Source organism: Curvibacter delicatus NBRC 14919, from assembly GCF_001592265.1.
Classification (GTDB): domain Bacteria; phylum Pseudomonadota; class Gammaproteobacteria; order Burkholderiales; family Burkholderiaceae_C; genus Hylemonella; species Hylemonella delicata.
On record NZ_BCWP01000013.1, the window covers coordinates 33,588 to 58,352 of the forward strand.

Sequence of the window (24,765 nt, forward strand, 5' to 3'; positions counted from 1 at the left end):
TGCCCGCGGCGGTGCCGCCGCTCATTGTCACCTTTGCCATGGCGATGGCCATGGCAAAGGGCGTGTCGCGCGTCAGACGATTTTCACGCTGAGGTTGGGCAGGCCGTCGATGTGCATTTCGATCACATCGCCACGAACCACCGGCCCCACGTTCTCGGGGGTGCCCGAGTAGATGATGTCGCCAGGGAAGAGCTCGTTGGCTTCGGACAGCTTGCTGATCTGCTCGGCCACGCTCCAGATCATCTGGTTCAGGTTGGCGTTCTGCTTGATCTGGCCATTGACCTTGAGCCAGATGGCGCCTTGGGTGAAATGCCCCGTCTGAGAGACCTTGTGGACGGCGCCGATCGGTGCCGATCTGTCGAAACTCTTGCCAATTTCCCACGGCTTCTTCTGATCGCCCATGGCGCGCTGCAGGTCGCGCCGTGTCATGTCCAGGCCCAAGGTGTAGCCATAGACCAGATCCAATGCCTTGGCCACCGGAATGTTGCGTCCCCCCGCACCCAAGCATGCGACCAGTTCGGCTTCGTAGTGGTAGTTCTGCGTGAGGGGTGGGTAAGGATGGTCGACAACCGTGCCGGCGGGGACGAACTGGATGGCGTCGGTCGGCTTCTGGAAGAAGAAGGGCGGCTCACGGGTCGGGTCCGAGCCCATCTCGCGTGCATGGGCCGCGTAGTTGCGGCCGATGCAGTAAATGCGGCGGACCGGGAACACCTCGTCTGACCCAACGATGGGAATATTGACGGCCGGCACATGGAAAGGCGTTTTGGCTTGTTGGGCCACACCGGGCAGGGCGCAGCCGGCCAATGCACCGCTGGTCACCAGGGCTGAACTTTGAAAGAAATTACGTCTATCCATGTGGGTGTCTCCTCGTTTCTGGATCGATCAATGGCGGCGTCCCGCTGCCGGCATTGTGTTCGTTTTTCGCCAGTTTGGCTGACGGCGCCGCTTGGGGGCAAACGTGTATGGAAAAGTGAAAACTGTTTTGTGGGAGGCACCTGGCGGAACTTGGTGAAAACCCCTAGGGTCTGCCGCCGAGCAAAGACGAGAATCTCCGCCGAGATGGCAAACAAACTCAGCTTTTCTACAACAGGAGACTTACCGTGACCGATAACAAAACTCCCCGTCGCCGCAGCCTGCTCAAAGGAGCCGCCCTGGCCGCAGGTGCCATGTCCGCTCCCATGGTGGCAACGGCGCAGACTGCGACCACCCTGCGCTTTCAGAGCACCTGGCCGTCCAAGGACATCTTCCACGAATATGCGCTGGACTTCGCCAAGAAGGTCAACGACATGGCCAGCGGCAAGCTCAAGATCGAGGTGCTGCCCGCCGGTTCCGTGGTGCCGGCATTCCAGCTATTGGATGCTGTGAGCAAAGGGACGCTGGATGGCGGTCACGGCGTGATCGCCTACTGGTATGGCAAGAACTCCGCGCTGGCACTGTGGGGCTCCGGCCCGGCCTTCGGCATGGACCCGAACATGGTGCTGGCTTGGCACCAGTACGGTGGTGGCAAGGCGCTGGTCGAAGAGATCTACAAGAGCCTGAACTTGGACGTGGCGTCCTACATGTACGGCCCCATGCCCACCCAGCCGCTGGGCTGGTTCAAGAAACCGGTGGCCAAGGTCGCCGACATGAAGGGGCTGAAGTTCCGTACCGTCGGTTTGGCGGTGGATGTGTTCACCGAACTGGGCACGGCCGTCAACCCGCTGCCGGGTGGTGAAATCGTGCCGGCACTGGACCGCGGTCTGATTGATGCTGCCGAGTTCAACAACGCATCGTCCGACCGTGTGCTGGGCTTCCCGGACGTGGTGAAGAACTGCATGCTGCAGAGTTTCCACCAGTCAGGTGAGCAGTTTGAGATCCTGTTCAACAAGACCAAACTCAACACCCTCCCGGCCGAACTCAAGTCAATCATCGAGTACGCCGTGCAGGCGGCCAGTGCCGATATGAGCTGGAAAGCGATTGACCGCAACTCCAAAGACTACATCGAACTCAAGACCAAGGACAAGGTCAAGTTCTACAAGACGCCGGATGCGATCCTGCGTGCCCAGCTGGAAGCTTGGGACAAGGTGATTGCCAAGAAGTCTGCTGAGAACCCCCTGTTCAAGAAGGTGCTTGAGTCGCAGCGTGCTTTTGCGGCACGTGCTGGCCAATGGCAGAACGACTATGTGGTCGATTTCAAGATGGCCTACAACCACTACTTCAGCAAGGGCAAGAAAGCCTAAGCAGTAGAAGCGCCCGCCTGCGCCCCTGAGGGCGCTGCGGTGCAAACCGCAGCGCCCTCAGTGTATTCAATCGATTACAAGCTGGAAAAGCAATGCAGAACTTACTGCTCTCGGTGGATCGACTCTCCACCTTCATAGGCAAGGTCTTTGCCTGGACCGCTCTCATTCTGACCCTGATGATCAGTTGGGAGGTGTTTTCACGGTACGTCCTGAACAAGCCGCACGCCTGGATGTTGGATTTTCAGATCATGATGTATGGAACCCTGTTCATGACCGCCGGCGCCTACACGCTGTCGAAAAACGGGCATGTGCGCGGCGACGTGTTGTATGGTTTTTTCCGACCACGGACGCAGGCGACCATCGACCTGATCCTTTATTTCGTCTTCTTCCTGCCCGGCATTGCCGCCTTGACCTGGGCCGGCTGGCAGTTTTTCAACGAATCGCTGGCGATCCGGGAACAGACGTTCTCGGCTGAAGCGCTGCCTCTCTATCCGTTCAAGTTCATCATCCCCCTGTCGGGCGGCATCCTGTTGCTGCAGGGCGTGGTGGAGATCATCCGCTGCATCATCTGCATCCGCGATGGCGAGTGGCCGTCGCGCGAGGAAGACGTCGAGGAAGTGGACGTCGAAAAACTCAAGGAAATGGTTCACGTGAAAGATGAAGACATCCAGGCGCTGGACAAGTATGTCGTTCAGGAAGGCGCCCACAAATGAAAATCCGCAAAGAACTCTGGTTTGGTTTCAGCCTGATGGCGCTGATCATCGTCGGTGCGCTGGCCATGCTGGTCGGTGCCGACAAGATCACCAACGGCCACATCGGCCTGCTGATGCTCTCGCTGGTGGTGGTGGCCATCATGCTAGGCTTCCCGACCGCCTTCACCCTGATGGGCATGGGCATGATCTTCACCTGGATCGCCTATGAGGAGAACACCACCAAGACGCTCGACCTGATGGTGCAGTCGGCCTACAAGGTCATGGGCAACGACGTGCTGATTTCGATTCCGCTGTTCGTGTTCATGGGCTACCTCGTGGAGCGCGCCAACCTGATCGAAAAGCTGTTCAAGAGCCTGCACCTGGCGCTGGTGCGCCTGCCGGGCGCCCTGGCCGTGGCCACCCTGGTGACCTGTGCCGTGTTCGCCACCGCGACCGGCATTGTCGGCGCCGTGGTGACGCTGATGGGGTTGTTGGCCTTGCCCGCTATGCTGCGTGCAGGCTACGACGTCAAGATGTCCGCCGGTGCCATTACCGCTGGCGGCTGCCTGGGCATTCTGATCCCGCCCTCCGTCATGCTGATCGTCTACGGTGCCACCGCCGGTGTATCGGTGGTGCAGCTGTATGCCGGCGCCTTCTTCCCCGGCCTCATGCTGGCGGGCCTGTATATCGGCTACGTGATCATCATGGCCAAGCTCAAGCCGTCGATGGCGCCGCCGTTGTCGGCCGAGGAGCGGTTCATCCCGCTGCCGCCACTGATGGAAAAGATCGCGCCTGCTCACAGCGCGCGTGCCCTGCCGTCGCTGCTGAGTGCGCTTAAAGGCCAGCGCAACCAGGACGTGCCGACCAGCTACATCCTGAAGCAGCTCGGCGTGGTTCTGTTGCCGGCCATCCTGTTCGTGGTTGTCGCGCTGTGGAGTTACGCCAGCGTGACCTCGGTGCCGCCGGTGGAGGAGCAGGAAGCCAGCCTGCAGGCCATGGGTGATGGCGATGCCGTTGAACGCAAGTCCGAAGACGAGGGCGGCTTGGCCGCGCCGCCGGGGGCCGAAGAAGAGGAAGATGGTCTGGCGCCGCCGCCCGGTGCCGACGACGACAAGAAGGCGCCGCAGGCTGCCGCTGTGGTGCAAGAGCCTGCGGCGGCTGCCAAGGATGCTGTTCCCGTAGGCGCTGTGGCGAATGCGGCCGGTGCAGCCAGCCAGACCCAGCCGGCGCCGGCCGGCTACTGGATCGGCACCGGTGTCGGCGCGCTGGTGCTGGTGGCCTACTACGCCTTCCTGAGCTTCACGCGGCTGGAAGTGTTCAAGATGCTGCTCACCAGCTTCTTCCCGCTGCTGGTCCTGATCCTGGCCGTGCTGGGGTCGATCGTGATGGGCCTGGCCACGCCGACCGAGGCCGCCGCCGTGGGGGCGCTGGGTGGTTTCCTGCTGGCTGCTGCCTACAAGCAGTTGACCCTCAATGTGCTGAAGGAGAGCGTGTACCTGACCGCCAAGACCTCCGCCATGGTGTGCTGGCTGTTCGTCGGTTCGGCCATTTTCTCCGCTGCATTTGCCCTGCTGGGCGGTCAGGAGCTGGTGGAGCACTGGGTCATGTCCATGAACCTGACCAAGACCGAGTTCCTGGTCCTCAGCCAGGTCATCATCTTCATCCTGGGCTGGCCGTTGGAGTGGACTGAGATCATCGTGATCTTCATGCCGATCTTCATTCCGCTGCTGGACAACTTTGGTGTCGATCCGCTGTTCTTCGGCCTGCTGGTGGCGCTGAACCTGCAGACCGCCTTCCTGAGCCCGCCGGTGGCCATGGCAGCGTTTTACCTGAAGGGTGTCAGCCCGCCGCATGTGACGCTGAACCAGATCTTTGCCGGCATGCTGCCTTTCATGGGCATCCAGGTGCTGGCGATCATCCTGCTGTATCAGTTCCCGGCCATCGGTCTGTGGTTGCCGCAGGTACTGTACAAATAAGCACAGTGATCGACTGAAACAAGGGGCGCGCAGGCGCCCCTTTTTCTTGGGAAAAACGGTAAGATTGACGTTTACGTAAACGTCAATTCAATGACGTGCCGCACACTGCGACCGCCATGACGGCCGCGCGCACCGAGGAGTCCGAGTCATGACCGATCTGTCTGCCGAGTACAAGGCACTTGCCAATTACCGCCCCACGCACAAGGTGCGTTTCGTCACGGCAGCCAGCCTGTTCGATGGGCACGACGCAGCCATCAACATCATGCGTCGCATCCTGCAAAGCATGGGCGCCGAGGTGATTCACCTGGGGCACAACCGCAGCGTCGATGAGGTGGTGACCGCCGCCTTGCAGGAGGACGTGCAGGGCATTGCCATCAGCTCCTACCAGGGTGGCCATGTCGAGTACTTCAAGTACATGGTCGATCTGCTCAAGGCCCGCGGCGGTGAGCACATCCAGGTGTTTGGCGGCGGTGGCGGCGTCATCGTGCCGGCGGAGATCCGTGAGTTGCAGGACTACGGCGTGGCCCGCATCTACAGCCCGGAGGACGGGCAGCGCATGGGTCTGGCCGGCATGATTGGCGAGATGGTCATGCGCTGCGACAAGGACCTCAGCCGGCATGCACCGAAATCCATGGAGGTCATCCGGGGTCATGGTGAGATGGCGTGGCGGGCACTGGCGCAGCTGATGACCGCACTGGAAAACGGGCAGGCCGACGCCGCACTGCTCGATGACGTGCGCAAGCAGGCTGCAGCCAGGAAGGTCCCCGTGCTGGGTATCACCGGAACCGGTGGCGCTGGTAAATCTTCTCTGACCGATGAGTTGATCCGTCGTCTACGCCTGGATCAGGACGATGCCTTGCGGGTGGCGCTGATCAGCATCGACCCCTCGCGTCGCAAGAGCGGCGGCGCCCTGCTGGGCGACCGCATCCGCATGAACGCCATCGCACCGTGGCAGCAGGGCGCGCGCGTCTTCATGCGCAGCCTGGCCACGCGCGACACCGGCAGTGAGATCAGCGCCGCGCTGCCGGATGTGCTGGCCGCTGCCAAGTGTGCCGGTTTCGATCTCGTCATTGTCGAGACCTCGGGCATCGGCCAGGGAGATGCCGCCATCGTGCCGCATGTGGACGTGCCGATGTACGTGATGACCCCGGAATTCGGGGCTGCCAGCCAGCTTGAGAAGATCGACATGCTCGATTTCGCCGAGTTTGTGGCGATCAACAAGTTCGACCGCAAAGGCGCGAGTGATGCGCTGCGGGACGTTGCCAAGCAGGTGCAGCGCAACCGCGAGGCCTGGGGTGTGCCCCCGGAGCAGATGCCGGTGTTTGGCACCATGGCCTCGCGTTTCAACGACGATGGGGTGACGGCGCTTTATCAGGCGCTCAAGTCCCGTCTGGTGGAACTGGGCTTGTCGTTGCAGGCAGGGCAGTTGCCGTCGGTGACAGTGCGTCACAGCAGCAACCAGACCCAGATCGTGCCGGGAGGACGGACCCGTTACCTGGCCGAGATCTCCGACACCGTGCGCGGCTACAAGCGGCGCGCGCACGACCAGGCCCGTTTGGCGCGGGAAATCCAGCAACTGCGTGCGGCAGCGCGCATGCTGGAGGTCGACAAACCCGGCAAAGCCAAAGCGGCCGAAGCTTCACTCGATCTGGCAAAGCAGCGTGAGCAGCGCATGGGGGCGGCCGAACTCAAGCTGCTGGCCCAGTGGCCCGAGATGCAGCAGGCCTATGCGGGTGACGAGTACGTGGTGAAGATTCGCGACAAGGAAATCCGTACGGCGCTCACGACCAAATCGCTGTCGGGCACCACCATCCGCAAGGTGGCGTTGCCCAAGTACGAGGATCATGGCGAAATCCTCAAGTGGCTGATGCTCGACAACGTGCCGGGCAGCTACCCCTACACCGCCGGCACCTTTGCCTTCAAGCGCGAGAACGAGGACCCGACCCGCATGTTTGCCGGCGAGGGCGATCCTTTCCGTACCAACCGCCGCTTCAAGCTGTTGAGCGAAGGCATGCCGGCCAAGCGCTTGTCCACCGCCTTTGACTCGGTCACGCTCTACGGCAGCGATCCCGATCCGCGGCCCGACATCTACGGCAAGGTCGGCAATTCGGGCGTCTCGATCGCCACGCTGGACGACATGAAGGTGCTGTATGGCGGTTTCGACCTGTGCAATCCGAGCACCTCGGTCAGCATGACCATCAACGGTCCGGCACCGAGCATCCTGGCCATGTTCATGAACACGGCGATCGACCAGAACATCGACAAGTTCAAGGCCGACAACGGCCGTGCGCCCACCGATACCGAAATCGAGAAGATCCGCGAGTGGGTGCTGGAGAACGTGCGCGGCACGGTGCAGGCCGACATCCTGAAGGAAGACCAGGGGCAGAACACCTGCATCTTCTCCACCGAGTTCAGCCTCAAGGTGATGGGCGATATCGCCGAGTACTTCGTGCACCACGGCGTACGCAACTTCTACAGCGTCTCGATCTCCGGTTACCACATCGCCGAGGCCGGCGCCAACCCGATCAGCCAGCTGGCCTTCACGCTCTCCAACGGCTTCACGCTGGTGGAGGCCTATCTGGCGCGCGGCATGCACATCGATGACTTCGCCCCGAACCTGAGCTTTTTCTTCTCCAACGGCATGGACCCCGAGTACAGCGTGATGGGGCGCGTGGCGCGCCGCATCTGGGCCGTGGCGATGAAAGAGAAATACGGGGCCAACGAGCGTTCCCAGAAACTCAAGTACCACATCCAGACCTCGGGCCGCAGCCTGCACGCGCAGGAGATCCAGTTCAATGACATCCGCACCACGCTGCAGGCGCTGATTGCCATCTACGACAACTGCAACAGCTTGCACACCAATGCGTTTGACGAGGCCATCACGACGCCGACCGAAGACTCGGTGCGGCGGGCCATGGCGATCCAGCTCATCATCAACCGCGAATGGGGGCTGGCGAAGAACGAGAACCCTAATCAGGGGGCCTTCATCATTGAAGAGTTGACGGAATTGGTGGAAGAGGCTGTGCTGGCCGAGTTCGAACGCATCAGCGAGCGTGGTGGCGTGCTCGGTGCCATGGAAACCGGCTACCAGCGGGGGCGTATCCAGGACGAGTCAATGCACTACGAGATGCTCAAGCACACCGGCGAGTTGCCCATCATCGGCGTCAATACCTTCCGCAACCCGCACGGTGATGCCGTGCTGGAAAAGCTGGAGTTGGCGCGTTCGACGGAAGAGGAAAAGCAGAGCCAGTTGCAACGGCTGGCGGATTTCCATGCGCGCCATGAAGCCGAGGCGCCGGCGCAGCTCAAGCGCTTGCAGCAGGCAGTGATCGAAAACCGGAATGTGTTCGAGGTGCTGATGGATGCGGTGCGCGTCTGCTCACTGGGGCAGATCACCAACGCGCTGTTCGAGGTGGGCGGTCAGTACCGGCGCAGCATGTAAGCCAGTTGACGAGCACTTCGAGGGGCTTTTGCCAGACCAGGCATCCCTGGGGGCGGGCCGGGCTCGGAGGTGGGTGGCCAGCGGCCGACCCGGAGGGGCTCAGTTGTCCAGCTCGTCGTCGCTGTCGTCCACCAGGGCCGCATCATTGCAGACCGTCCGCGCCTTGGCATAAGGGATCAGCGGTTTGTCGAGCGGGCGCAGCTGGCGCCGGCGCAAGCCGCGCAGCGACTGGGAGCGCTCCATGGCCTGGAGCACGCTTTCCGGCTCCATCATCAGGCTGAAAGGGTTGAGTGAAATGGCATTGGTTCGCATGTTTTTTCCCCGCTTCACATCGGTTTTGATGTGGTGAGTGAACTGTAGACAAGCGACCAAGAAATTTAAGTCGGGGTTTGGCGCTTTGCGTTGTAGGAACTTATCCGACAGGGTTGACCCTGCCCCCGCCGATTACCCGGCCACCGTGTCGACAACCGCCTGGGCTTGCCAATGCGCCTGGAACTCGCTGGCGGACACGGGTTTGCCGAACAGGAAGCCCTGGACCTGTTCGCAGCCCAGGCGGCGCAGAAAGGCGAACTGCTCGGCCGTTTCCACCCCTTCGGCGACGCTGGACAGATTCAGGCTGCGGGAGATGTCGACCATGGCCTGCACAATGGCCTCGTCGCTGCGGTTCTTGCCAATGCCGGCGATGAAGCCTTGGTCGATCTTGAGGGTCTGAACCGGCAGCTTGCGCAGGTAGGAGAGCGAGGAATAACCGGTGCCGAAGTCATCCAGCGCCAGCCGAACCCCCAAGGCACGCAGATCGGCCAGCATGGCAAAGGCATCTTCCATGGCCATGATGACGGACTCGGTGATTTCCAGTTCCAGCCGCTCCGGGGTGATGCCCGTTTCCCGCATGATGGTGCGCAGCAGTTCCGGCAGATTGCCGCGTTCCAGCTGCTTGACCGAGAGATTGATCGACACCACTGGCACATGCAGCCCGGCCTCATCCCAGAGGGCGATCTGTCGGCAGGTTTCGCACAGTATCCAGAAGCCCAGTTCCATGATGAAGCCGGTCTCCTCGGCCAGTGGAATGAAACGAGTGGGAGGAATGAGGCCGAGTTCCCTGCTGTCCCAGCGTAGCAGGGCTTCCGCGCCGAGCAAGCGGCCACTTTTCACGTCGACCTTGGGCTGAAAGTGAACACTCAGTTCGTTGGAGGTGATGGCGTCGCGCAGCAGGCCTTCGAGCTGGATGCGTTCCTGCGCGTACGCAGTCATGGCGTTGGTATAGAAGTGGCTGCGGTTGCGGCCGTCGGCCTTGGCCTGGTACATCGCGGCATCCGCCTTGCGCACCAGCACGTCGACTTCCATGCCGTCAATCGGCGCCTGGCTGATGCCGACGCTGGCCGACAGGTAGAGTTGCTTGTCGTCGACCGTGAAAGGCTGACGGAACAGTTCCAGCAACTGGTCGGCCACCTCCAGTGCCGTGGCTGGTCCACCGGTATTTTCAAGAATGCAGATGAATTCGTCGCCGCCGATGCGCGCCAGCGTGTCTCCCGGGCGGATGCAGGCCTGCAGGCGACGGGTGATGATGGTCAACAAGGTATCGCCGATCGAATGGCCGAGCGTGTCGTTGACATCCTTGAAGTGGTCCAGATCAATGAACAACACAGCCAGCTGCGTATGGTGCTGACGGATGCGCTGCAGGCTTTGCGACAAGCGTTCCTTGAACAACAGCCGGTTGGGCAGGTCGGTCAGCGGGTCATGGTGCGCCAGGTAGTCAAGACGCAGCTCGGCACGCCGACGTTCGGAGATCTCGTTCTCCAGGTCGTGTGTGCGCTCCTGCACCCGGCGGTCGAGATCATGGTTGGTTGCCTCCAGCGCACGTGCTTGCGCACGCAGGATGATCTGTGCATGGCGCACGAGCATGAACTGGGCCAGGTACAGCGCGGCCAGCACGCCGGCCACGCCGGCCGAGACCCATTTGAGGTGCTGGTCGGCCTCCTGGACAAAAGCCGTGACGTCCTGGTAGACCTCGAATACGCCGTCGATGCGTTCCTGGCCCTTCTCGGTGCTGTGAATCGGGACGTAGGTCGAAATCACGTCGCGGTCCTGCAGCGTGTCTTCAAAGGTGGCGAACTGGTTGCGGTGTGTCAGCTCGCTGATGGGGGTGCCATTGACGGCCGACAGGAACCCGGGGTTGTCACGCTTGCTGTCGCCGACCTGTCGCGGGTCGGTGGAGAAGGTGGAGATGCCGTTGCGCGTATAGATGTTGATCCGGATGACGCTGGTGCCGCGTGTCATGTTGCTCAGGGTCTCACGGAGCCGGACATTGGCAACGCGTTCCTGCAGCACATCCGGTGTGTCTGTCTGGGCGTTCTCCATGACCGGTTTGAAGAGGGGCCAGAGCGAGTTCTCGAACACCTGGGTGAATTCTTCGGCCCGATTCTGCTCGTGGCGCAGCAACTGCTCGTAGGTGATGTGCCGGAAATAGAAAGTCAGCAGGCCGGCGGCCAGTGCAATCAGCGCAAACGAGAGCGTGGAGAAGTAGCGGGTCAGGTTGAACATGGACACCGGGACATTCTATGCGGGGCCTCAGCGGTTCTGGTCCGCACGGATCATGTCCGCAGCCTTCTCGGCAATCATGATCACCGGTGCATTGGTGTTGCCGCCCACCAGGCTGGGCATGATGGAGGCGTCCACCACACGCAGGCCCTGCAGGCCATGCACCCGCAACTGGGCATCCACCACGTCCATGGGTCCGGGGCCCATGCGGCAGGAGCCCGCCGGGTGGTAGATCGTGTCGGCATGGTCGCGGATGTACTGTTCGATCGCCGCATCACTGCGTGCGGCTGCCGAGGTGGCCAGTTCCCGGCCACCGAAGCCCGCCAGGGCCGGTTGCGACAGGATGTGGCGCAACAGCTTGAAGCCGCGCACCAGCCGTTCCACGTCATCGCGTTCGCCAAGGAAGTTGGGGTCGATCAGGGGGGGCGTCAGCGGGTCCTTGCTGGCCAATTGCACGCTGCCCCGGCTTTGCGGGCGCAGCAGGCAGACATGGCAGGAGTAGCCATGGCCGAAGGCCGTGGTGCGCCCATGATCAATCAGTTTGCCCACCACGAAGTGCAGTTGCAGGTCGGGGATGGGTTCCTCCGGCCGACTCTTGATGAAACCACCGGCTTCCGCAAAGTTGGTGGTCAGCATGCCACTGCGTGAGCGACGCCACTCCAGCAGGCCCTGCAGCATCCGCAGCGCACCGGGCAGGGACAGGCCGAACAACTCGGTCAATCCCGGCGCATTGACTACCTGCACCACGTCGACATGGTCCTGCAGGTTCTGCCCGACGCCAGGCAGGGCGTGCAGGGGGGCGATGCCCTGGTCCAGCAGGTGCGCATGCGGCCCGATGCCCGACAGCATCAGCAACTGGGGCGATTGCAGGGCGCCTGCGCACAACAGCACTTCACGTCGGGCGTGCAGTTGTTTCAGCGTGCCATCCTGCAGGTACTCCACGCCGACGGCGCGTTTGCCTTCCAGCAAGATGCGTGTGGCTTGGGCGCCGGTGATGACATGCAGGTTGGGACGCGCGCGATGGGGTGTCAGGTAGGCCTTGGCGGCGCTGAAGCGCTCGCCGTTCTTGTGCGTCACCTGGTACAGGCCCACGCCTTCCTGGCTGGCGCCGTTGAAGTCGCGGTTGGCCGGGTAGCCTGCCTGTTCTGCTGCGGCAGCGAAGACCGGGCCGAAACGGTTGGGGCTGCGCAAATCCATCACATGCAGTGGTCCCCCCGTGCCATGGAAGGCGTCGGCGCCGCGGGCATTGTCCTCGGCGCGCTTGAAGTAAGGCAGCACGTCATCGAATCCCCAGCCGGGGTTGCCCTGTGCCGCCCAGTCATCGTAGTCACGCCGGTGGCCGCGTGTGTAGATCATGGCGTTGACGGAACTGGAGCCGCCCAGCACCTTGCCGCGCGGCTGGTAGCCGCGGCGGCCGTTGAGGCCGGCTTGCGGAGTGGTGCTGAACGCCCAGTTGGCTTGTCCTGTCTTGGCCAGCAGGGCCAGGCCGGCGGGGCAATGGATCAGCACGCTGTCGTCACGCGGCCCCGCTTCCAGCAAGGCGACGTGGACCGACGGGTCTTCGCTCAGGCGGGATGCGAGGACGCAGCCTGCCGAGCCGCCGCCGATGATGAGGTAGTCCAGCATGGTGTTGCTCCGTCTGGTTCAGGTGGTGGGTGGTCGCTGTCGAGGCTGGAGGGCCCGGACCTCTGAGCGCAGGTTTTGAACCTCGGCACGCAGGGCGCTGAGTTCGTGCAGAAGGTCGCCCTCCATCTGGCGCTCTTCATTTTCGACCAGCATGGCAGCCACCGAAGCGGTGACCAGCGACAGGACGGCCAGACCGAGCAGCACCACCACGACGGCAAAACCGCGTGACAGCATGGTGGTGGGGACCAGGTCGCCATAGCCGACGGTGGCCGCGGTCGTGAAGGCCAGCCACAACCCGTCACTGAAGGAGTGCACATCCGGCTCCACCAGCCAGAAGCCCAGACCACCCAATCCCAGAATCAGGAGGCAGAGCGCCAGCGAGTAGGTCAGCCCGCGCCGCGTGATGAGGTGTCTGTAGGTGGTTCGACGTGCCATGCAGCCACTCTACCGTGTGCCAGGGATGGCGTAAATTGATTTGTGTCAACGACGCGTCAGCCGCCCCGGTGCAAGCTGCTGGCAAGCTAGTGCTAGCAAGATGACGCCTGTCAACGTGATGTGATTCCCATGAAACTTGCCCTGCTGTCCGATATCCATGCCAACCTCCAGGCGCTGGAGGCCTGTCTCGCGCACGCGCAGGGGCAAGGGGCGCAGCAACTGGCGCTGCTGGGCGACTTTGTCGGCTATGGCGCCGACCCCGTGGCCGTCATGCAACGGGTGATGGGCCTGGCGGAACAGGGCGCATGGGTGATCCGGGGCAACCATGACGACATGGCGCTGAACCCGCCGGCCGAGATCAAGACCATCGGCGACAGCACGGCGCAATGGACCCATGAACAACTCGATGCCGCCCAGAAGGCATTTCTGGCCGCGCTGCCGCTGACCCTGCGGCGCGATGCGATGCTGCTGGTACACGCTTCGGCGGAGGCGCCTGAGCGCTGGCGCTACGTCTATGACAGCCGCGGCGCCGCCATGAGCCTGGATGCGGTGCGTGACATGCCCGAGGTACGCTACGTATTTGGCGGTCACGTCCACATGCAAACCCTGTATTACCAAGGCAGTGCCGGCGACTTGATGAAGTTCGAGCCGACTGCCGGCGTGGCGGTTCCGGTGCCGCGCCATCGCCACTGGCTGGCCACGGTGGGCTCGGTCGGGCAGCCGCGTGACGGCAACCCCAAGGCCATGTACGCCCTGTTCGATTCGGAGCGTGCGCAGCTCACCTTCCACCGCGTGGACTACGATCATCATGTGGCAGCGGCCGCCATACGGCGGGCCGGTCTGCCGGAATACTTTGCAGGTCGACTGGAGCAGGGACGTTGACATCCTCCCTGCTCCTAAAGGACCGGGATTCCCTCTGCAGGGGTTCTATGTCCAGAACCGGAAACGAGCTTAGACAGGATATTTTTAGCTGCATTCACATCGCGATCATGCAAGCTGCCACATTCACTGCAAACCCATCTCCTTATTCCAAGGCCTGCGAAACCTCTCGGCCTCGAATCGGGCTGTGCGCCGCAATCCGAGCAGGTCTGGGTGGTGAAACTCTCATTCACTTCCTCAAACCACGCGCCATGCTTAACAGCCTTGTACGCCAGTTGACTACGGAAGCAAGACCAACCCGCATCGAGAACGGACTTGGCCATGTTGGTCCTGGCAAGTCCGGCAGCAGACACATCGCCCACCGCAATCAGATCAAACTCACGCACGATGCGCGTGCTGAGCTTGTGCAGAAAGTCACTCCTGCGGTTCGCCGTCTGAGACTGAATGGCTTTGACACGACGCTTCTTGTTGGCGCGCTGGGCCAGCGCCAGAGCATCCTCGGCACCCCGGTACAGGCCAGGTGCGGCAATCCTCTCTCCATTGGACAGAGTAGCAAAGTCCTTCAAGCCCAGATCGATACCAATGCCGCTTTGGATCGGGCGCGCTGGGGCCGCAGGAACATCAACGCAGACATTGAGAAACCAGTTGCCCCGGCTGTCCTGGGAAAAGTTGGTGCCGTCTTTGATTGTCGCGCCGGCAGGAAGGGTGCGACTCTTGAACACCTTGAACTCACGGCCGTTGAAGTGAAATCCAGCCGGTGTTTCCCTCAGATCCCGACCCTTGAGCGGCACCCAGCCCAGGTGCCTCTTGCCGCGGTAGCGAAGGTAGGGGCGCTTCTTCTGAGATCTGGACTTGGCGTACTGCTCGCACACCGCGTTGATCGTGCCGCTGTGGATGCCAAGCTCTTTGCTGGAGCCGGTGGTGAGCTTGTTGAGGTCAAAGCCGCTGAGCCACTTGCGATCAAAGCGCAGCGCATCCTTTTGGCGATCGTTACAGTAGTTGAAGACAAAGTTCACCGCGCGGGCCTGCTTGTTCAGCAGGCCATTCAAGGATTTGACCCTGTAGCGGTACACCAGCAGCATACTGGATATATTAACAGTACCAGAGCCATCGAGCAAGTATTCCGACGCTTTGCGCCGGCCTTCTACCTCCCCGCCCTGATGGGCGGGGCTTCTCAGGAGTTTTGATGAAGTTGCTGGAGCCCGGGCACGTGCTGGATGGCTTTGTGGTCGACGAGTGCGTGCACTCGGGCGGCATGGCCCACATCTACCGTGTGCATTACGCCGATGGCACGCCCGATCCGGGTTTCCCGATGGTCATGAAGGTGCCGCGCATGACCGCCGGCGATGGAGCGGAAAACATCGTCAGCTTCGAGGTGGAGCACCAGATCATGCAGGTGCTGACCGGCCCGCACGTGCCGCGTTTTGTGGCCGCTGGCGACCTGGAGCGCACGCCCTATCTGGTGATGGAGTATGTGCAGGGGCGCACGCTGCAGCACTGGCTCGACGAACCCGCGTTGCCGCCGATTGACGAGGTGGTGCGGCTCGGTGCCGCCATGTCGCATGCCGCACACAGCCTGCACCAGCAGAACACGGTGCACCTGGATCTCAAGCCGGCCAATGTCCTGATCCGGCCCGACGGCAGCGCGGTACTGCTCGACTTCGGCCTGTCGTGCAACGCGCTCTACCCGGACCTGCTGGCCGAGCAGCTGCGCAAGGCGGTGGGGTCCCCGGCCTGGATCGCGCCCGAGCAGGTGGTCGGGGTGCGCGGCGATCCCCGCAGCGATGTCTTTGCCATCGGTGTCATGCTCTACCAGTTGCTGACCGGCAAGCTGCCCTTCGGTGCGCCGCAAACCAACGGCGGCCTGCGTCAACGGCTGTGGATGGACCCGCCGCCGCCACGCCAGCGCAAGCCGGAACTGCCGCCCTGGTTGCAAGAGGTGGTGCTGCGCTGTCTGGCACAGGAGGCGGCGCAGCGTTATCCCTCAGCGGCGCATCTGGCATTTGACTTGTTGCATCCCGAGCAGGTTGACGTGACAGAACGCGGCCTCGCGACGCAGGGCACGGGGGTCTGGGTTCATTTCAAGCGCTGGATCAAGGCGGCCGGCATGCACTACCAGCCCAGCCCCCTGCCCATGCAGCAGATTGACGAGGTACCGATCGTGATGGTGGCTGTGCCGCATCAGGATGTCAGTGATGCCACGCTGTATTCCTTGCGGCAGGCGGCCGCGCGTTCGCTCGGGACCCGCCCGGGCGCGCGGCTGGCCTGCGTGACGGTGATCTCACCCAGCCAGACCAGCAGCACACGCGAGGAAGACAGCGAAACCAGCGTGCAGCGCCGGTACATGACGCAGCTGCGGCAATGGATGAAGCCACTGGACCTGACCGGGCACCAGACGTCCTGCCATGTGATCGAGTCGGGTGACGCGGCGCAGGCACTGCTCAATTACGCCATCGGCAACCGCGTCAGCGTGATCGTAATGGGGGCCGCCACGCACGGGCTGATGAAGCAACGCTTTGTGGCCACCGTGCCGATCCGGGTCGCCATGGAGGCTCCCTGCACCGTGATCCTGGTCAAGCAGACCCTGCCGTTCGAACAGCTGAAGGTAGAGGAGGATGTGCGGAAGCGGGACGACTGGGATGTGCCTTTCTAGGCGTTGTCGGCCCGCATGTCAAAGGCGAACAGAGCCGGGCACTAGAGGCTGAAGTGCTTGCGGACCATGACCTCCAGCAGCGCCCGGGCCTCGTCTTCGCTGGCATTGATGATGCTGCGGTGGATGTGCTGCGACAGGTCTGAGAACACCCTGACCAGGTGCGGGTCGAAATGCTTGCCGGACCCTTCGGCCAGCACCTGCATGGCGGACTCCAGCGGCATCGGCTCCTTGTAAGGGCGGCGCGCGCACAGGGCGTCGAACACGTCGGCCAGCGCGAAGATGCGCGCCACCAGCGGGATGTCCTCGCCGGCCACACCGCGCGGGTAGCCGGTGCCGTCCCATTTTTCGTGGTGGCCGGCCACCACGGCCCGGCCGCCTTCGAGCCAGCCGGCGCCGGTCACGATGTCCTCGCCCAGGCCGACGTGGGTGCGCATGACGATCATTTCGTCATCGGTGAGGCGACCGGGTTTGAGCAGAATGGCGTCCGGGATGCCGATCTTGCCGACATCGTGCAGAAAACTGCCGGCGATGAGTTCCTGCATGCGGCTGCCATGCAGGCCCACGGCCTCGCCCAGCGTGGCCGCGATCCAGGCCACGCGGTAGTTGTGGGCGCCGGTGTCGGAGTCGCGCCGCGCGATGGCGCGCCCCAGCGCCTCCATCATCGAAATGTGGGACTCCAGCACCTCCCGTGCCTTGCGCTGGTTGTCGGCAAAGAGGCGGATCATCACGGGGTAGAGGATCGCGCCGCACAGCAGGGCCGCCAGCGCCACCAGCAGCGCCACGCGCAGCGCTTCTGTGCGCAGCTGCTCACGCTGCCAGTCCGGCACCAGGCGCACGCCTTCCAGATAGCCGGTGATGGTCTGCTGGTCGCCACGCAGCGGCACGAACACGCGCAACACCCAGCGCTCGCCCGGCAGGCGCTGGCTTTCATAGAACGGGAATTCGTAGGCCGGCGGGCCGTGGGGTGCAATGTCCTTCTCGATCGTACGGCCGGTTGCGGTCATGTCCTCGGCCATCAGCACCCCTTCGGCACTGTAGATCTCGGCGATATCGAACAGGCCGCCGACCAGGGCGCGCGCAGCCGCCTGCGCATGCGGCTGCGCCTGGGTGCCTTCCGGGCGGAAGGGCTCATGGTGCAGCAGGCGCCGCGACTCTTCCACCGCCATGGAGACAATGCTGTCTTCCGCGTTCTCGCGTGCGATCCACCAGACGGGCGGGACCGACAGGCCGGCGAGCATAACGGAGACGCTGCCGATCTTGATGGCCAACCTGCGTTTGAATGAAATCATGGATCTATCCCCTCGGGCGACAGGGGCATTATCCCCTTGCGGGTGGGCGTGGCCGGCTCAACGGGAGCGGACCACCGTCACGTGGTGGACACGCGGGCCGGACGGGTCGCTCAGGCGCAACTGCAGCGTCTGCGGTGCGAAGCCCGCAGGGACCGCAATGCTTCCCTCCATCTTCAGAAAGCGGCTCACATTCAGGTTGAATTTCGGATCGTTCGGGTCGCCGGGATACTCAAGCACGTCGTGCGAACCGTCAACGAGGCCGCCGAGCAGCAGGGTTGCCTTGCCGACAAAGCGCGGGCCGTGATTGACCAGGGTGTACTCGTAGCGGAGCCGGCTGCTGTCGCCGGTCTGGTTCCAGGCCACCAGGTTCTGGACGGCCAAACCCTTGTTGAGGCCCGAGTCCTGCGGCACGTCGGCGGGGGCCGGGCCCTCTTGGCGGAGGTCACCGTTCGCCAGCAGGTCAGGCCCGGCGGGAGCGGTCAGCGCCGTTTGTGGCGATGACAGTGGTGTTGTTTCAGACACCGGGAAATAGCGTCCGGCCGAGAAGCATGCGACCGCTGCCAGGATCGACAGCAGTGCGTGCCCCGCAACGCGGCTCCAGTATTTCCAGGCGGGGACGGGTGGCAGGATGACCGGCGCCGAGGGCTGGGTCAGCCGCGCGTGCAGCATGTGCCAAAGGGTTTTGACGAACGCAGTGTGTTTGCTGTGAGCCAGTGAGGTGTTCATCTCGCTGTGTTGGGTGAAGAATGCCGGTCGACGGTTGCATTGTGCAACACATTGTTGCATTGAGCGGGGCCGTATTCCCGTCTAAAACGTTCACCCACGTGTCCTGCCTTGTGGCGCCGTGAGGCCGGGAACTGCCGCCTCATGCTGGTGCTGGCCTGAATCAGGCAGAAGGATGCGGGACAATCGGGGCATGAACACCGAGCGCCACCTCTTTGAAACGTTGACGCCCGATGTGGTGATGGATGCCCTGGCCAGCGTCGGCCTGTACGGCGACGGTCGGCTGCAGGCGCTGAGCTCCTATGAGAACCGCGTTTACCAGTCGCACCTGGAGGATGGCCAGGTCGTGGTGGCCAAGTTCTACCGCCCCGAACGCTGGAGCGAGGCGCAGATCCAGGAAGAGCACGACTTTGCCGCCGAGCTCGTGGCCGCCGAAGTGCCGGTGGTGGCGCCGTTGGCGTTGCATGGCGCCACCTTGCACCACCACGGCGGTTTTGTGTTTTCCGTCAGCCCGCGTCGCGGCGGGCGTCCGCCTGAACTGGATGACGACGAGGTGCTGGAGTGGATCGGCCGCTTCCTGGCGCGGCTGCACACGGTGGGCGCGGCGCGGCCTTTTGTGCACCGGCCGGCGCTGGACCTGCAGACCTTTGCCCGCGAGCCCTACGACTGGCTGCTGACCCACCAGATGGTGCCGCTGGACGTGCAATCGGCCTGGCAGAAAGCCTGCCAGGATGCTATTAATTCGATAGCTGCTTGCGCCTATTTTTCGGGGTCTGGAGGCCGAAATGATGCTGATTCCGGCGTGGTGCGTTCGCTGCGCCTGCATGGTGACTGCCATGCAGGCAACATCCTGTGGACGCCGGTCGATGTGCCGGCCAGCGTCGGTCCGGGGCCGCACTTCGTCGACCTGGACGACGCGCGCATGGGGCCGGCGGTGCAGGACGTGTGGATGCTGCTGTCGGGCGACCGCGCCCAGCGCACGCGTCAGCTGAGCTGCCTGCTCGACGGCTACGAGCAGTTCCGTGACTTTGACCGCCGCGAGCTGGCGTTGATCGAGCCCTTGCGCACCCTGCGCCTGATCCACTACAGCGCCTGGCTGGCCCGGCGCTGGGACGCCCCGACCTTTCCGCTCAACTTCCCGTGGTTCGGCAGCAGTGATTACTGGCAGGGCCAGGTGCAGATGCTGCAGGACCAGGTGGAGGCCATGCAGGAGGCGCCGCTCAGCGCCTGAGCGGCCTCAGGGTTTGCGTTCCAGCCGGGCGATGAGTTCGCCCATGATGCCGCGGCGGAATGCCAGCACACACAGCACGAAGATCAGGCCGGTGACCAGAGTGACCGACTCGCCCAGCGAAGAGAACCACTCGATGCCGCTGAGGCGTGCCAGCCAGGCGCCCATCTCGCCGATCTTGTTTTCCAGCAACACCACCAGGGCGGAGCCGAGCAGGGGGCCGGACAGGGTGCCCAGGCCGCCCACCAGCGTCATCAGGATCACCTGACCGGAGGCGGTCCAGTGCACGTCGCTGAGGGTGGCAAAACCCAGCACCAGGGTCTTGAGGGAGCCGGCCAGCCCGGCCAACGCGGCCGACAGCACAAAGGCCAACAGCTTGAAGCGGTTGGTGTCGTAACCGAGCGAAATCGAGCGCGGCTCGTTTTCCTTGATGGCCTTGAGCACCTGGCCAAACGGGGAGTGGATGATGCGCACGATCAGCAGGAAGGCCGCCACCACGATGGCCAGCGCCACGTAGTACATGACCAGGTCGTTCTGCAGATCCAGCAGGCCGAACAGCTTGCCGCGCGGCACGCCTTGCAGGCCGTCTTCGCCGCCGGTGAGCGGCGCCTGCAGGCAGATGAAGAACACCATCTGCGCCAGTGCCAGCGTGATCATGGCGAAATAGATGCCCTGGCGCCGGATGGCCAGCACGCCGAAAACCCAGCCCAGGGCGGCAGCGCCCAGGGTGCCCAGCAGCAGGCCGACTTCCGGGGTGAGGTGCCAGATCTTGATGGCATGCCCGGCCACATAGGCCGCACCGCCCAGGAAGGCCGCATGGCCGAAGGACAGCAAGCCGGTGTAACCCAGCAGCAGGTTGAAGGCGGATGCGAAGAGCGCGAAGCACATCAGCTTCATGACGAACACGGGGTAGGCGCCCGCGAACGGCGCGGCCAGCAGGGCCAGCAACAACAGGCCGTACCCGATTTTTTTGTAGTTCATGGGGTCGCAGCCTCTTACTTTTCTTTGCCGAACAGGCCGGCGGGGCGTGTCAGCAGCACGATGACCATGATGACAAACACCACCGTCGAAGAAGCCTCGGGATAAAACACCTTGGTGAAGCCCTCGACGATGCCCAGCCCGAGCCCGGTCAGGATCGAGCCCAGGATCGAGCCCATGCCGCCGATCACCACCACCGCAAACACCACGATGATCAGGTTCTGCCCCATCAGCGGGGTGACCTGCATGACCGGGGCCGCCAGCACGCCGGCAAAAGCGGCCAGCCCCACGCCGAAGCCATAGGTCAGCGTGACCATCAGCGGCACATTGATGCCGAAGGCCTCCACCAGACGCGGGTTCTCGGTGCCGGCGCGCAGGTAGGCGCCCAGGCGGGTTTTCTCGATCACGAACCAGGTCAGCAGGCATACCGTGATGGAGGCCACCACCACCCAGACCCGGTAGTTCGGCAGCATCATGAAGCCGAGGTTGGTGGCGCCTTCGAGCAGCTCGGGCGTGTCATAACCCAGGCCCGACACGCCGTAGACCGAGCGCAGGACGCCCTCGATCAGCAGCGTCAGGCCGAGCGTGAGCAGCAGCCCGTACAAGTGGTCGAGCTTGTAGATCCAGCGCAGCAGAAAGCGCTCGATCACGATACCGAAAATTCCCACCGTCACCGGCGCCAGCACCAGCATCCACCAGTAGTTGATGCCCAGGTAGTTCATGCCCATCCAGGTCAGGACTGCCCCCAGCATGAACAGCGCGCCGTGCGCGAAATTGATGACGTTGAGCAGGCCGAAGATCACGGCCAGCCCCAGGCTCAAGATCGCGTAAAACGAACCATTGACCAGCCCCAGAAGGAGCTGGCTCAGCATGGCGGGCAGAGAAACACCAAAGATTTCCATGGACGGTGGGGATTCGGTTTAGTGGCTTACTTCCAGAGAGCGCACTTGCTCTCGGCCTTGGTGGTGAACACCTGGTCACCCGGCAGCTTCTTGACAACCTTGTAGTAGTCCCACGGCTGTGTGGACTCGGCCGGCGACTTGACCTGCATCAGGTACATGTCATGCACGTAACGGCCGTCCGGGCGGATGCTGCCTTCGGCGTAGAAGTCCTTGAGCTTGGTGCTCTTGAGGTAGGCCATCACCTTGTCGGCGTCCTCGGTCTTGGTGGCCTGCAGGGCTTTCAGGTAGTTCATCGTGGCCGAGTAGTTGGCGGCCTGGATGTCGGTGGGCATGCGCTTGGTCTTCTCGAAGAAGCGTTTGCCGAAGGCGCGGGTCTGGTCGTTCAGGTTCCAGTCCCAGCTGGTGGTCAGCAGCAGGCCTTCCGTGTTGCGCAGGCCCAGGCTGTGCACGTCGGTGATGAACACCAGCAGGCCGGCCATCTTCATGCTCTTGTTGATGCCGAATTCCTTCGCCGCCTTGATGGCGTTGATGGTGTCACCACCGGCGTTGGCCAGGCCCAGGATCTGCGCCTTGGAGTTCTGCGCCTGCAGCAGGAAAGACGAGAAATCGGAAGCGTTGAGCGGGTGGCGCACGGCGCCAGCCACGGTGCCGCCCTTGGCCTTCACCACGTTGGCAGCGTCGGTTTCCAGCAGGTGGCCGAAGGCGTAGTCAGCCGTCAGGAAGTACCAGCTCTTGCCGCCCTGGTCCACCAGCGCGCCGGCCGTGCCCTTGGCCAGGGCCACGGTGTCGTAGGCGTAGTGGATGGTGTACGGTGTGCACTGGGCATTGGTCAGGGCGGAGCCGCCGGCGCCGTTCACCATGAACACGCGCTTCTTCTCATTGGCGACCTGCGCCATGGCCAGGGCGGTGCCGGTGTTGGTGCCGCCGAACAGCATGGTCAGGCCTTGCGTGTCGATCCATTCACGCGCCTTGGAGGCGGCGATGTCGGCCTTGTTCTGGTGGTCGGCCGAGAGCAGCTCGATCGGCTTGCCGTTGACCTTGCCGCCGAAGTCGTCGATCGCCATCTGGATGGCGGTGGCGCCGTTTTTGCCGTCCACGTCGGAATACAGGCTGGACATGTCGGTGACAAAGCCGATGCGGACCTTGTCTTGCGCCTGGGCGGTGCCGGCAGCCAGGCCGGCGAGGCTCAGCATGAGGGCGAGGGTGGTCAGTTTTCTTTTCATGGTTGTCTCCTAGAGGTGGTGGGGAAAAGAATGCGGCGAGAAAGTGGATGGGTGGCGTCAGACGCCCAGCAACGCGTTGAGCACCGGCATCTTGGCCTGTAGTTCGGCTGCCGGGAACTGTTCGACCATGCGGCCGTGCTCCATCACATAAAAACGGTCGGCCAGCGGTGCGGCGAAGCGGAAGTTCTGTTCCACCATGACCACGGTGTAGCCCTTTTCGCGCAGCGTGACGATCATGCGCGCCAGGGCCTGCACGATGACAGGTGCCAAGCCTTCTGAAATTTCATCCAGCAGCAACAGCCGTGCGCCCGTGCGCAGGATGCGCGCCACGGCCAGCATCTGCTGCTCGCCGCCGGACAGCCGGGTGCCCTGGCTGTGGCGCCGCTCAGCCAGGTTGGGGAACATGGCGTAGATCTCGTCGATCGACATGCCGCCCTGCGTGCCCTTGAGCTGCGGCGGGAGCAACAGGTTTTCCTCGCATGACAGGCTGGAAAAAATGCCGCGCTCTTCCGGGCAGTAGCCGACGCCCAGGTGGGCGATGCGGTGGGTCGGCCGCTCGATGGTCTCCACGCCATTGATCCTGATCGAACCCTGGCGGGTGCCGGTCAGGCCCATGATGGCGCGCAGGGTGGTGGTGCGGCCGGCGCCATTGCGGCCCAGAAGCGTGACCACCTCGCCGGGGCGCACGACCATGTCCACGCCGTGCAGCACGTGCGATTCGCCATACCAGGCCTGCAGGTCTTTGATTTCGAGAGCGGGAGTCGTTGTTGTCATGTGATTCAGTGGTTCACAGTGCCAGCGCACGCTGCGGCGGCCATGAAGGGGCCCCGACCAGGGGCACCACGGAACCGGCTCAGCCGGTCCGTCGGTGCCGCCCCCCTCCCGCCGCAGGCGAGAGAGGGGGGAGACGCGTAGCGGCTCAGGGGGTGCTTCATCTCAATGCGCTCCCTGCAACTCGCCCGCGGTGGTGCCCATATAGGCCTCCATCACCTGCGGGTTGCGCGAGACTTCGGCATACGGGCCTTCGGCCAGCACGGCGCCACGTTGCAGCACGGTGATGGTGTCGGCAATGGTGGAAACCACACCCATGTTGTGCTCCACCATCAAAATGGTGCGGCCGGCCGAGACTTTCTTGATCAGCTGGGTGACGCGGTCCACATCTTCGTGGCCCATGCCCTGGGTCGGTTCGTCCAGCAGCATCAGCTCCGGCTCCATGGCCAGGGTGGTGGCAATCTCCAGCGCGCGCTTGTGGCCGTAGGACAGGTTGACCGTCAACTCCTGCGCCCAGGACTCCAGGCCCACCTCGGCCAGCAGCGCCAGCGCGCGCTCGTTGAGCTGGTCCAGTGTGCGTTCGCTTTTCCAGAAGTGGTAGGCCGTGCCGAGCTGGCGCTGCAAGGCAATGCGCACGTTCTCCAGCAGCGTCAGATGGGGGAACACCGCGGAGATCTGGAACGAGCGGATGATGCCGCGGCGCGCAATCTGCGCCGGACGCTCGCGCGTGATGTCAATGCCGTTGAAGAGGATGCTGCCGCTGGTCGGCTCCAGGAATTTGGTCAGCAGGTTGAAGCAGGTGGTCTTGCCGGCGCCGTTGGGCCCGATCAGCGCATGGATGGAGCCGCTCACCACGGCCAAGTCGACCTGGCTGACGGCCGTGAATCCCTTGAACTCTTTGGTCAGCTTGTGCGTTTGCAGAATGATGTTGCTCATTGCGGGCCATCTTATCGAGGCCCTGCTGCTTCCCCATGGGTGTAAGTACCTATGAAAAAATACCTATGACGTCTTAGGTGTTGTGTCGGCCGGGACTCCAAACGACGCACGGCCGACCGCGTGTTTGCGGTCGGCCGTGCAGACTTCTTTGAGTCGGGTGGTTATCAGGCCAGCAAGACATTGACGCGCTTCACATACGCCGCCGGGTCTTCCGGCACCCCGCCTTCGGCCAGCAGAGCCTAGTCGAACAGGATA

At 63.2% G+C, this 24,765-nt stretch carries 20 protein-coding genes; 7 read left to right on the plus strand and 13 right to left on the minus strand.

Annotation, left to right across the window (positions count from 1 at the left end):
• Positions 1 to 72: 72 nt before the first annotated feature.
• Positions 73 to 855, minus strand: a complete 783-nt coding sequence (locus CDE01S_RS08050; protein WP_066705728.1) for a fumarylacetoacetate hydrolase family protein — start codon at positions 853 to 855, stop codon at positions 73 to 75.
• Between the two features lie 245 nt (positions 856 to 1,100).
• On the opposite strand from CDE01S_RS08050, the gene CDE01S_RS08055 reads away from it, so the two are divergent.
• The 4 genes from CDE01S_RS08055 to icmF all read left to right on the plus strand — a co-directional run bounded on the left by CDE01S_RS08055 (position 1,101) and on the right by icmF (position 8,329).
• Positions 1,101 to 2,219 (plus strand): TRAP transporter substrate-binding protein, encoded by a 1,119-nt coding sequence (locus CDE01S_RS08055; protein WP_066705730.1) that lies wholly within the window; start codon positions 1,101 to 1,103, stop codon positions 2,217 to 2,219.
• A gap of 92 nt (positions 2,220 to 2,311) precedes the next feature.
• Positions 2,312 to 2,932, plus strand: a complete 621-nt coding sequence (locus CDE01S_RS08060) for a TRAP transporter small permease subunit (RefSeq protein WP_066705731.1) — start codon at positions 2,312 to 2,314, stop codon at positions 2,930 to 2,932.
• Positions 2,929 to 4,887: a TRAP transporter large permease gene (locus CDE01S_RS08065; RefSeq protein ID WP_066705733.1), complete on the plus strand. Its 1,959-nt coding sequence runs from the start codon at positions 2,929 to 2,931 to the stop codon at positions 4,885 to 4,887. Before CDE01S_RS08060 ends, CDE01S_RS08065 begins: the two co-directional genes overlap by 4 nt.
• A 148-nt stretch (positions 4,888 to 5,035) precedes the next feature.
• Positions 5,036 to 8,329 carry a fused isobutyryl-CoA mutase/GTPase IcmF gene (icmF, locus tag CDE01S_RS08070; protein ID WP_066705735.1) on the plus strand — a complete coding sequence of 1,098 codons (3,294 nt, stop codon included), beginning with the start codon at positions 5,036 to 5,038 and terminating at the stop codon, positions 8,327 to 8,329.
• A gap of 99 nt (positions 8,330 to 8,428) precedes the next feature.
• Here icmF and CDE01S_RS08075 read toward each other — a convergent pair whose 3' ends face one another.
• The 4 genes from CDE01S_RS08075 to CDE01S_RS08090 all read right to left on the minus strand — a co-directional run bounded on the left by CDE01S_RS08075 (position 8,429) and on the right by CDE01S_RS08090 (position 12,928).
• Positions 8,429 to 8,641, minus strand: coding sequence for a hypothetical protein (locus CDE01S_RS08075; protein ID WP_066705738.1), 213 nt, complete (start codon positions 8,639 to 8,641; stop codon positions 8,429 to 8,431).
• A gap of 132 nt (positions 8,642 to 8,773) precedes the next feature.
• Positions 8,774 to 10,870: a putative bifunctional diguanylate cyclase/phosphodiesterase gene (locus tag CDE01S_RS08080; protein ID WP_066705740.1), complete on the minus strand. Its 2,097-nt coding sequence runs from the start codon at positions 10,868 to 10,870 to the stop codon at positions 8,774 to 8,776.
• A gap of 27 nt (positions 10,871 to 10,897) precedes the next feature.
• The gene (locus CDE01S_RS08085) at positions 10,898 to 12,493 is read right to left on the minus strand and encodes a GMC family oxidoreductase (protein ID WP_066705743.1); all 1,596 of its coding nucleotides are present in this window, start codon (positions 12,491 to 12,493) and stop codon (positions 10,898 to 10,900) included.
• 18 nt (positions 12,494 to 12,511) lie between these two features.
• Positions 12,512 to 12,928, minus strand: coding sequence for a potassium channel family protein (locus tag CDE01S_RS08090; RefSeq protein WP_066705745.1), 417 nt, complete (start codon positions 12,926 to 12,928; stop codon positions 12,512 to 12,514).
• A gap of 129 nt (positions 12,929 to 13,057) precedes the next feature.
• Between CDE01S_RS08090 and CDE01S_RS08095 the strand changes: the two genes are divergently transcribed.
• Positions 13,058 to 13,810 (plus strand): metallophosphoesterase family protein, encoded by a 753-nt coding sequence (locus CDE01S_RS08095; protein ID WP_066705747.1) that lies wholly within the window; start codon positions 13,058 to 13,060, stop codon positions 13,808 to 13,810.
• Positions 13,811 to 13,824: 14 nt separating this feature from the next.
• On the opposite strand, the gene CDE01S_RS08100 is transcribed toward CDE01S_RS08095, so the two are convergent.
• Entirely contained in the window at positions 13,825 to 14,889 is a 1,065-nt protein-coding gene (locus CDE01S_RS08100; protein WP_066705749.1) for an RNA-guided endonuclease InsQ/TnpB family protein, read from the minus strand.
• 104 nt (positions 14,890 to 14,993) lie between these two features.
• Between CDE01S_RS08100 and CDE01S_RS08105 the strand changes: the two genes are divergently transcribed.
• Complete coding sequence (locus CDE01S_RS08105; protein WP_066705751.1) at positions 14,994 to 16,460, plus strand: bifunctional serine/threonine-protein kinase/universal stress protein; 1,467 nt, start codon at positions 14,994 to 14,996, stop codon at positions 16,458 to 16,460.
• A 41-nt stretch (positions 16,461 to 16,501) separates the two neighbouring features.
• On the opposite strand, the gene CDE01S_RS08110 is transcribed toward CDE01S_RS08105, so the two are convergent.
• Both CDE01S_RS08110 and CDE01S_RS08115 read right to left on the minus strand, forming a co-directional pair.
• Positions 16,502 to 17,749: an HD-GYP domain-containing protein gene (locus CDE01S_RS08110; RefSeq protein WP_066705753.1), complete on the minus strand. Its 1,248-nt coding sequence runs from the start codon at positions 17,747 to 17,749 to the stop codon at positions 16,502 to 16,504.
• A gap of 57 nt (positions 17,750 to 17,806) precedes the next feature.
• Positions 17,807 to 18,475 (minus strand): hypothetical protein, encoded by a 669-nt coding sequence (locus CDE01S_RS08115; RefSeq protein WP_066705755.1) that lies wholly within the window; start codon positions 18,473 to 18,475, stop codon positions 17,807 to 17,809.
• Between the two features lie 190 nt (positions 18,476 to 18,665).
• On the opposite strand from CDE01S_RS08115, the gene CDE01S_RS08120 reads away from it, so the two are divergent.
• A complete protein-coding gene (locus CDE01S_RS08120) occupies positions 18,666 to 19,703 on the plus strand; it encodes a serine/threonine protein kinase (protein ID WP_245636136.1) in 1,038 nt (345 codons plus the stop codon).
• A gap of 6 nt (positions 19,704 to 19,709) precedes the next feature.
• Here the strand turns inward: CDE01S_RS08120 and CDE01S_RS08125 are convergent, their stop codons facing one another.
• The 5 genes from CDE01S_RS08125 to CDE01S_RS08145 all read right to left on the minus strand — a co-directional run bounded on the left by CDE01S_RS08125 (position 19,710) and on the right by CDE01S_RS08145 (position 24,510).
• Positions 19,710 to 20,681, minus strand: a complete 972-nt coding sequence (locus CDE01S_RS08125) for a branched-chain amino acid ABC transporter permease (protein ID WP_066705759.1) — start codon at positions 20,679 to 20,681, stop codon at positions 19,710 to 19,712.
• A 14-nt stretch (positions 20,682 to 20,695) separates the two neighbouring features.
• Positions 20,696 to 21,580, minus strand: coding sequence for a branched-chain amino acid ABC transporter permease (locus CDE01S_RS08130; protein WP_066705763.1), 885 nt, complete (start codon positions 21,578 to 21,580; stop codon positions 20,696 to 20,698).
• A gap of 26 nt (positions 21,581 to 21,606) precedes the next feature.
• The gene (locus tag CDE01S_RS08135) at positions 21,607 to 22,803 is read right to left on the minus strand and encodes an ABC transporter substrate-binding protein (RefSeq protein ID WP_066705765.1); all 1,197 of its coding nucleotides are present in this window, start codon (positions 22,801 to 22,803) and stop codon (positions 21,607 to 21,609) included.
• A gap of 57 nt (positions 22,804 to 22,860) precedes the next feature.
• A complete protein-coding gene (locus tag CDE01S_RS08140; protein WP_066705767.1) occupies positions 22,861 to 23,577 on the minus strand; it encodes an ABC transporter ATP-binding protein in 717 nt (238 codons plus the stop codon).
• 162 nt (positions 23,578 to 23,739) lie between these two features.
• Entirely contained in the window at positions 23,740 to 24,510 is a 771-nt protein-coding gene (locus CDE01S_RS08145) for an ABC transporter ATP-binding protein (protein ID WP_066705769.1), read from the minus strand.
• Between the last annotated feature and the right edge of the window lie 255 nt (positions 24,511 to 24,765).

Coding starts and splice junctions, on each gene's coding strand:
- CDE01S_RS08065 (WP_066705733.1), top strand. CDS start 2,929: ATGAAAATCCGCAAAGAACTCTGGTTTGGTTTCAGCCTGATGGCGCTG.
- icmF (WP_066705735.1), top strand. CDS start 5,036: ATGACCGATCTGTCTGCCGAGTACAAGGCACTTGCCAATTACCGCCCC.
- CDE01S_RS08125 (WP_066705759.1), bottom strand. CDS start 20,681: ATGAACTACAAAAAAATCGGGTACGGCCTGTTGTTGCTGGCCCTGCTG.
- CDE01S_RS08115 (WP_066705755.1), bottom strand. CDS start 18,475: ATGAACACCTCACTGGCTCACAGCAAACACACTGCGTTCGTCAAAACC.
- CDE01S_RS08075 (WP_066705738.1), bottom strand. CDS start 8,641: ATGCGAACCAATGCCATTTCACTCAACCCTTTCAGCCTGATGATGGAG.
- CDE01S_RS08085 (WP_066705743.1), bottom strand. CDS start 12,493: ATGCTGGACTACCTCATCATCGGCGGCGGCTCGGCAGGCTGCGTCCTC.
- CDE01S_RS08140 (WP_066705767.1), bottom strand. CDS start 23,577: ATGACAACAACGACTCCCGCTCTCGAAATCAAAGACCTGCAGGCCTGG.
- CDE01S_RS08135 (WP_066705765.1), bottom strand. CDS start 22,803: ATGAAAAGAAAACTGACCACCCTCGCCCTCATGCTGAGCCTCGCCGGC.
- CDE01S_RS08100 (WP_066705749.1), bottom strand. CDS start 14,889: ATGCTGCTGGTGTACCGCTACAGGGTCAAATCCTTGAATGGCCTGCTG.
- CDE01S_RS08060 (WP_066705731.1), top strand. CDS start 2,312: ATGCAGAACTTACTGCTCTCGGTGGATCGACTCTCCACCTTCATAGGC.
- CDE01S_RS08130 (WP_066705763.1), bottom strand. CDS start 21,580: ATGGAAATCTTTGGTGTTTCTCTGCCCGCCATGCTGAGCCAGCTCCTT.
- CDE01S_RS08090 (WP_066705745.1), bottom strand. CDS start 12,928: ATGGCACGTCGAACCACCTACAGACACCTCATCACGCGGCGCGGGCTG.
- CDE01S_RS08095 (WP_066705747.1), top strand. CDS start 13,058: ATGAAACTTGCCCTGCTGTCCGATATCCATGCCAACCTCCAGGCGCTG.
- CDE01S_RS08110 (WP_066705753.1), bottom strand. CDS start 17,749: ATGATTTCATTCAAACGCAGGTTGGCCATCAAGATCGGCAGCGTCTCC.
- CDE01S_RS08145 (WP_066705769.1), bottom strand. CDS start 24,510: ATGAGCAACATCATTCTGCAAACGCACAAGCTGACCAAAGAGTTCAAG.
- CDE01S_RS08080 (WP_066705740.1), bottom strand. CDS start 10,870: ATGTTCAACCTGACCCGCTACTTCTCCACGCTCTCGTTTGCGCTGATT.
- CDE01S_RS08105 (WP_066705751.1), top strand. CDS start 14,994: ATGAAGTTGCTGGAGCCCGGGCACGTGCTGGATGGCTTTGTGGTCGAC.
- CDE01S_RS08050 (WP_066705728.1), bottom strand. CDS start 855: ATGGATAGACGTAATTTCTTTCAAAGTTCAGCCCTGGTGACCAGCGGT.
- CDE01S_RS08120 (WP_245636136.1), top strand. CDS start 18,666: ATGAACACCGAGCGCCACCTCTTTGAAACGTTGACGCCCGATGTGGTG.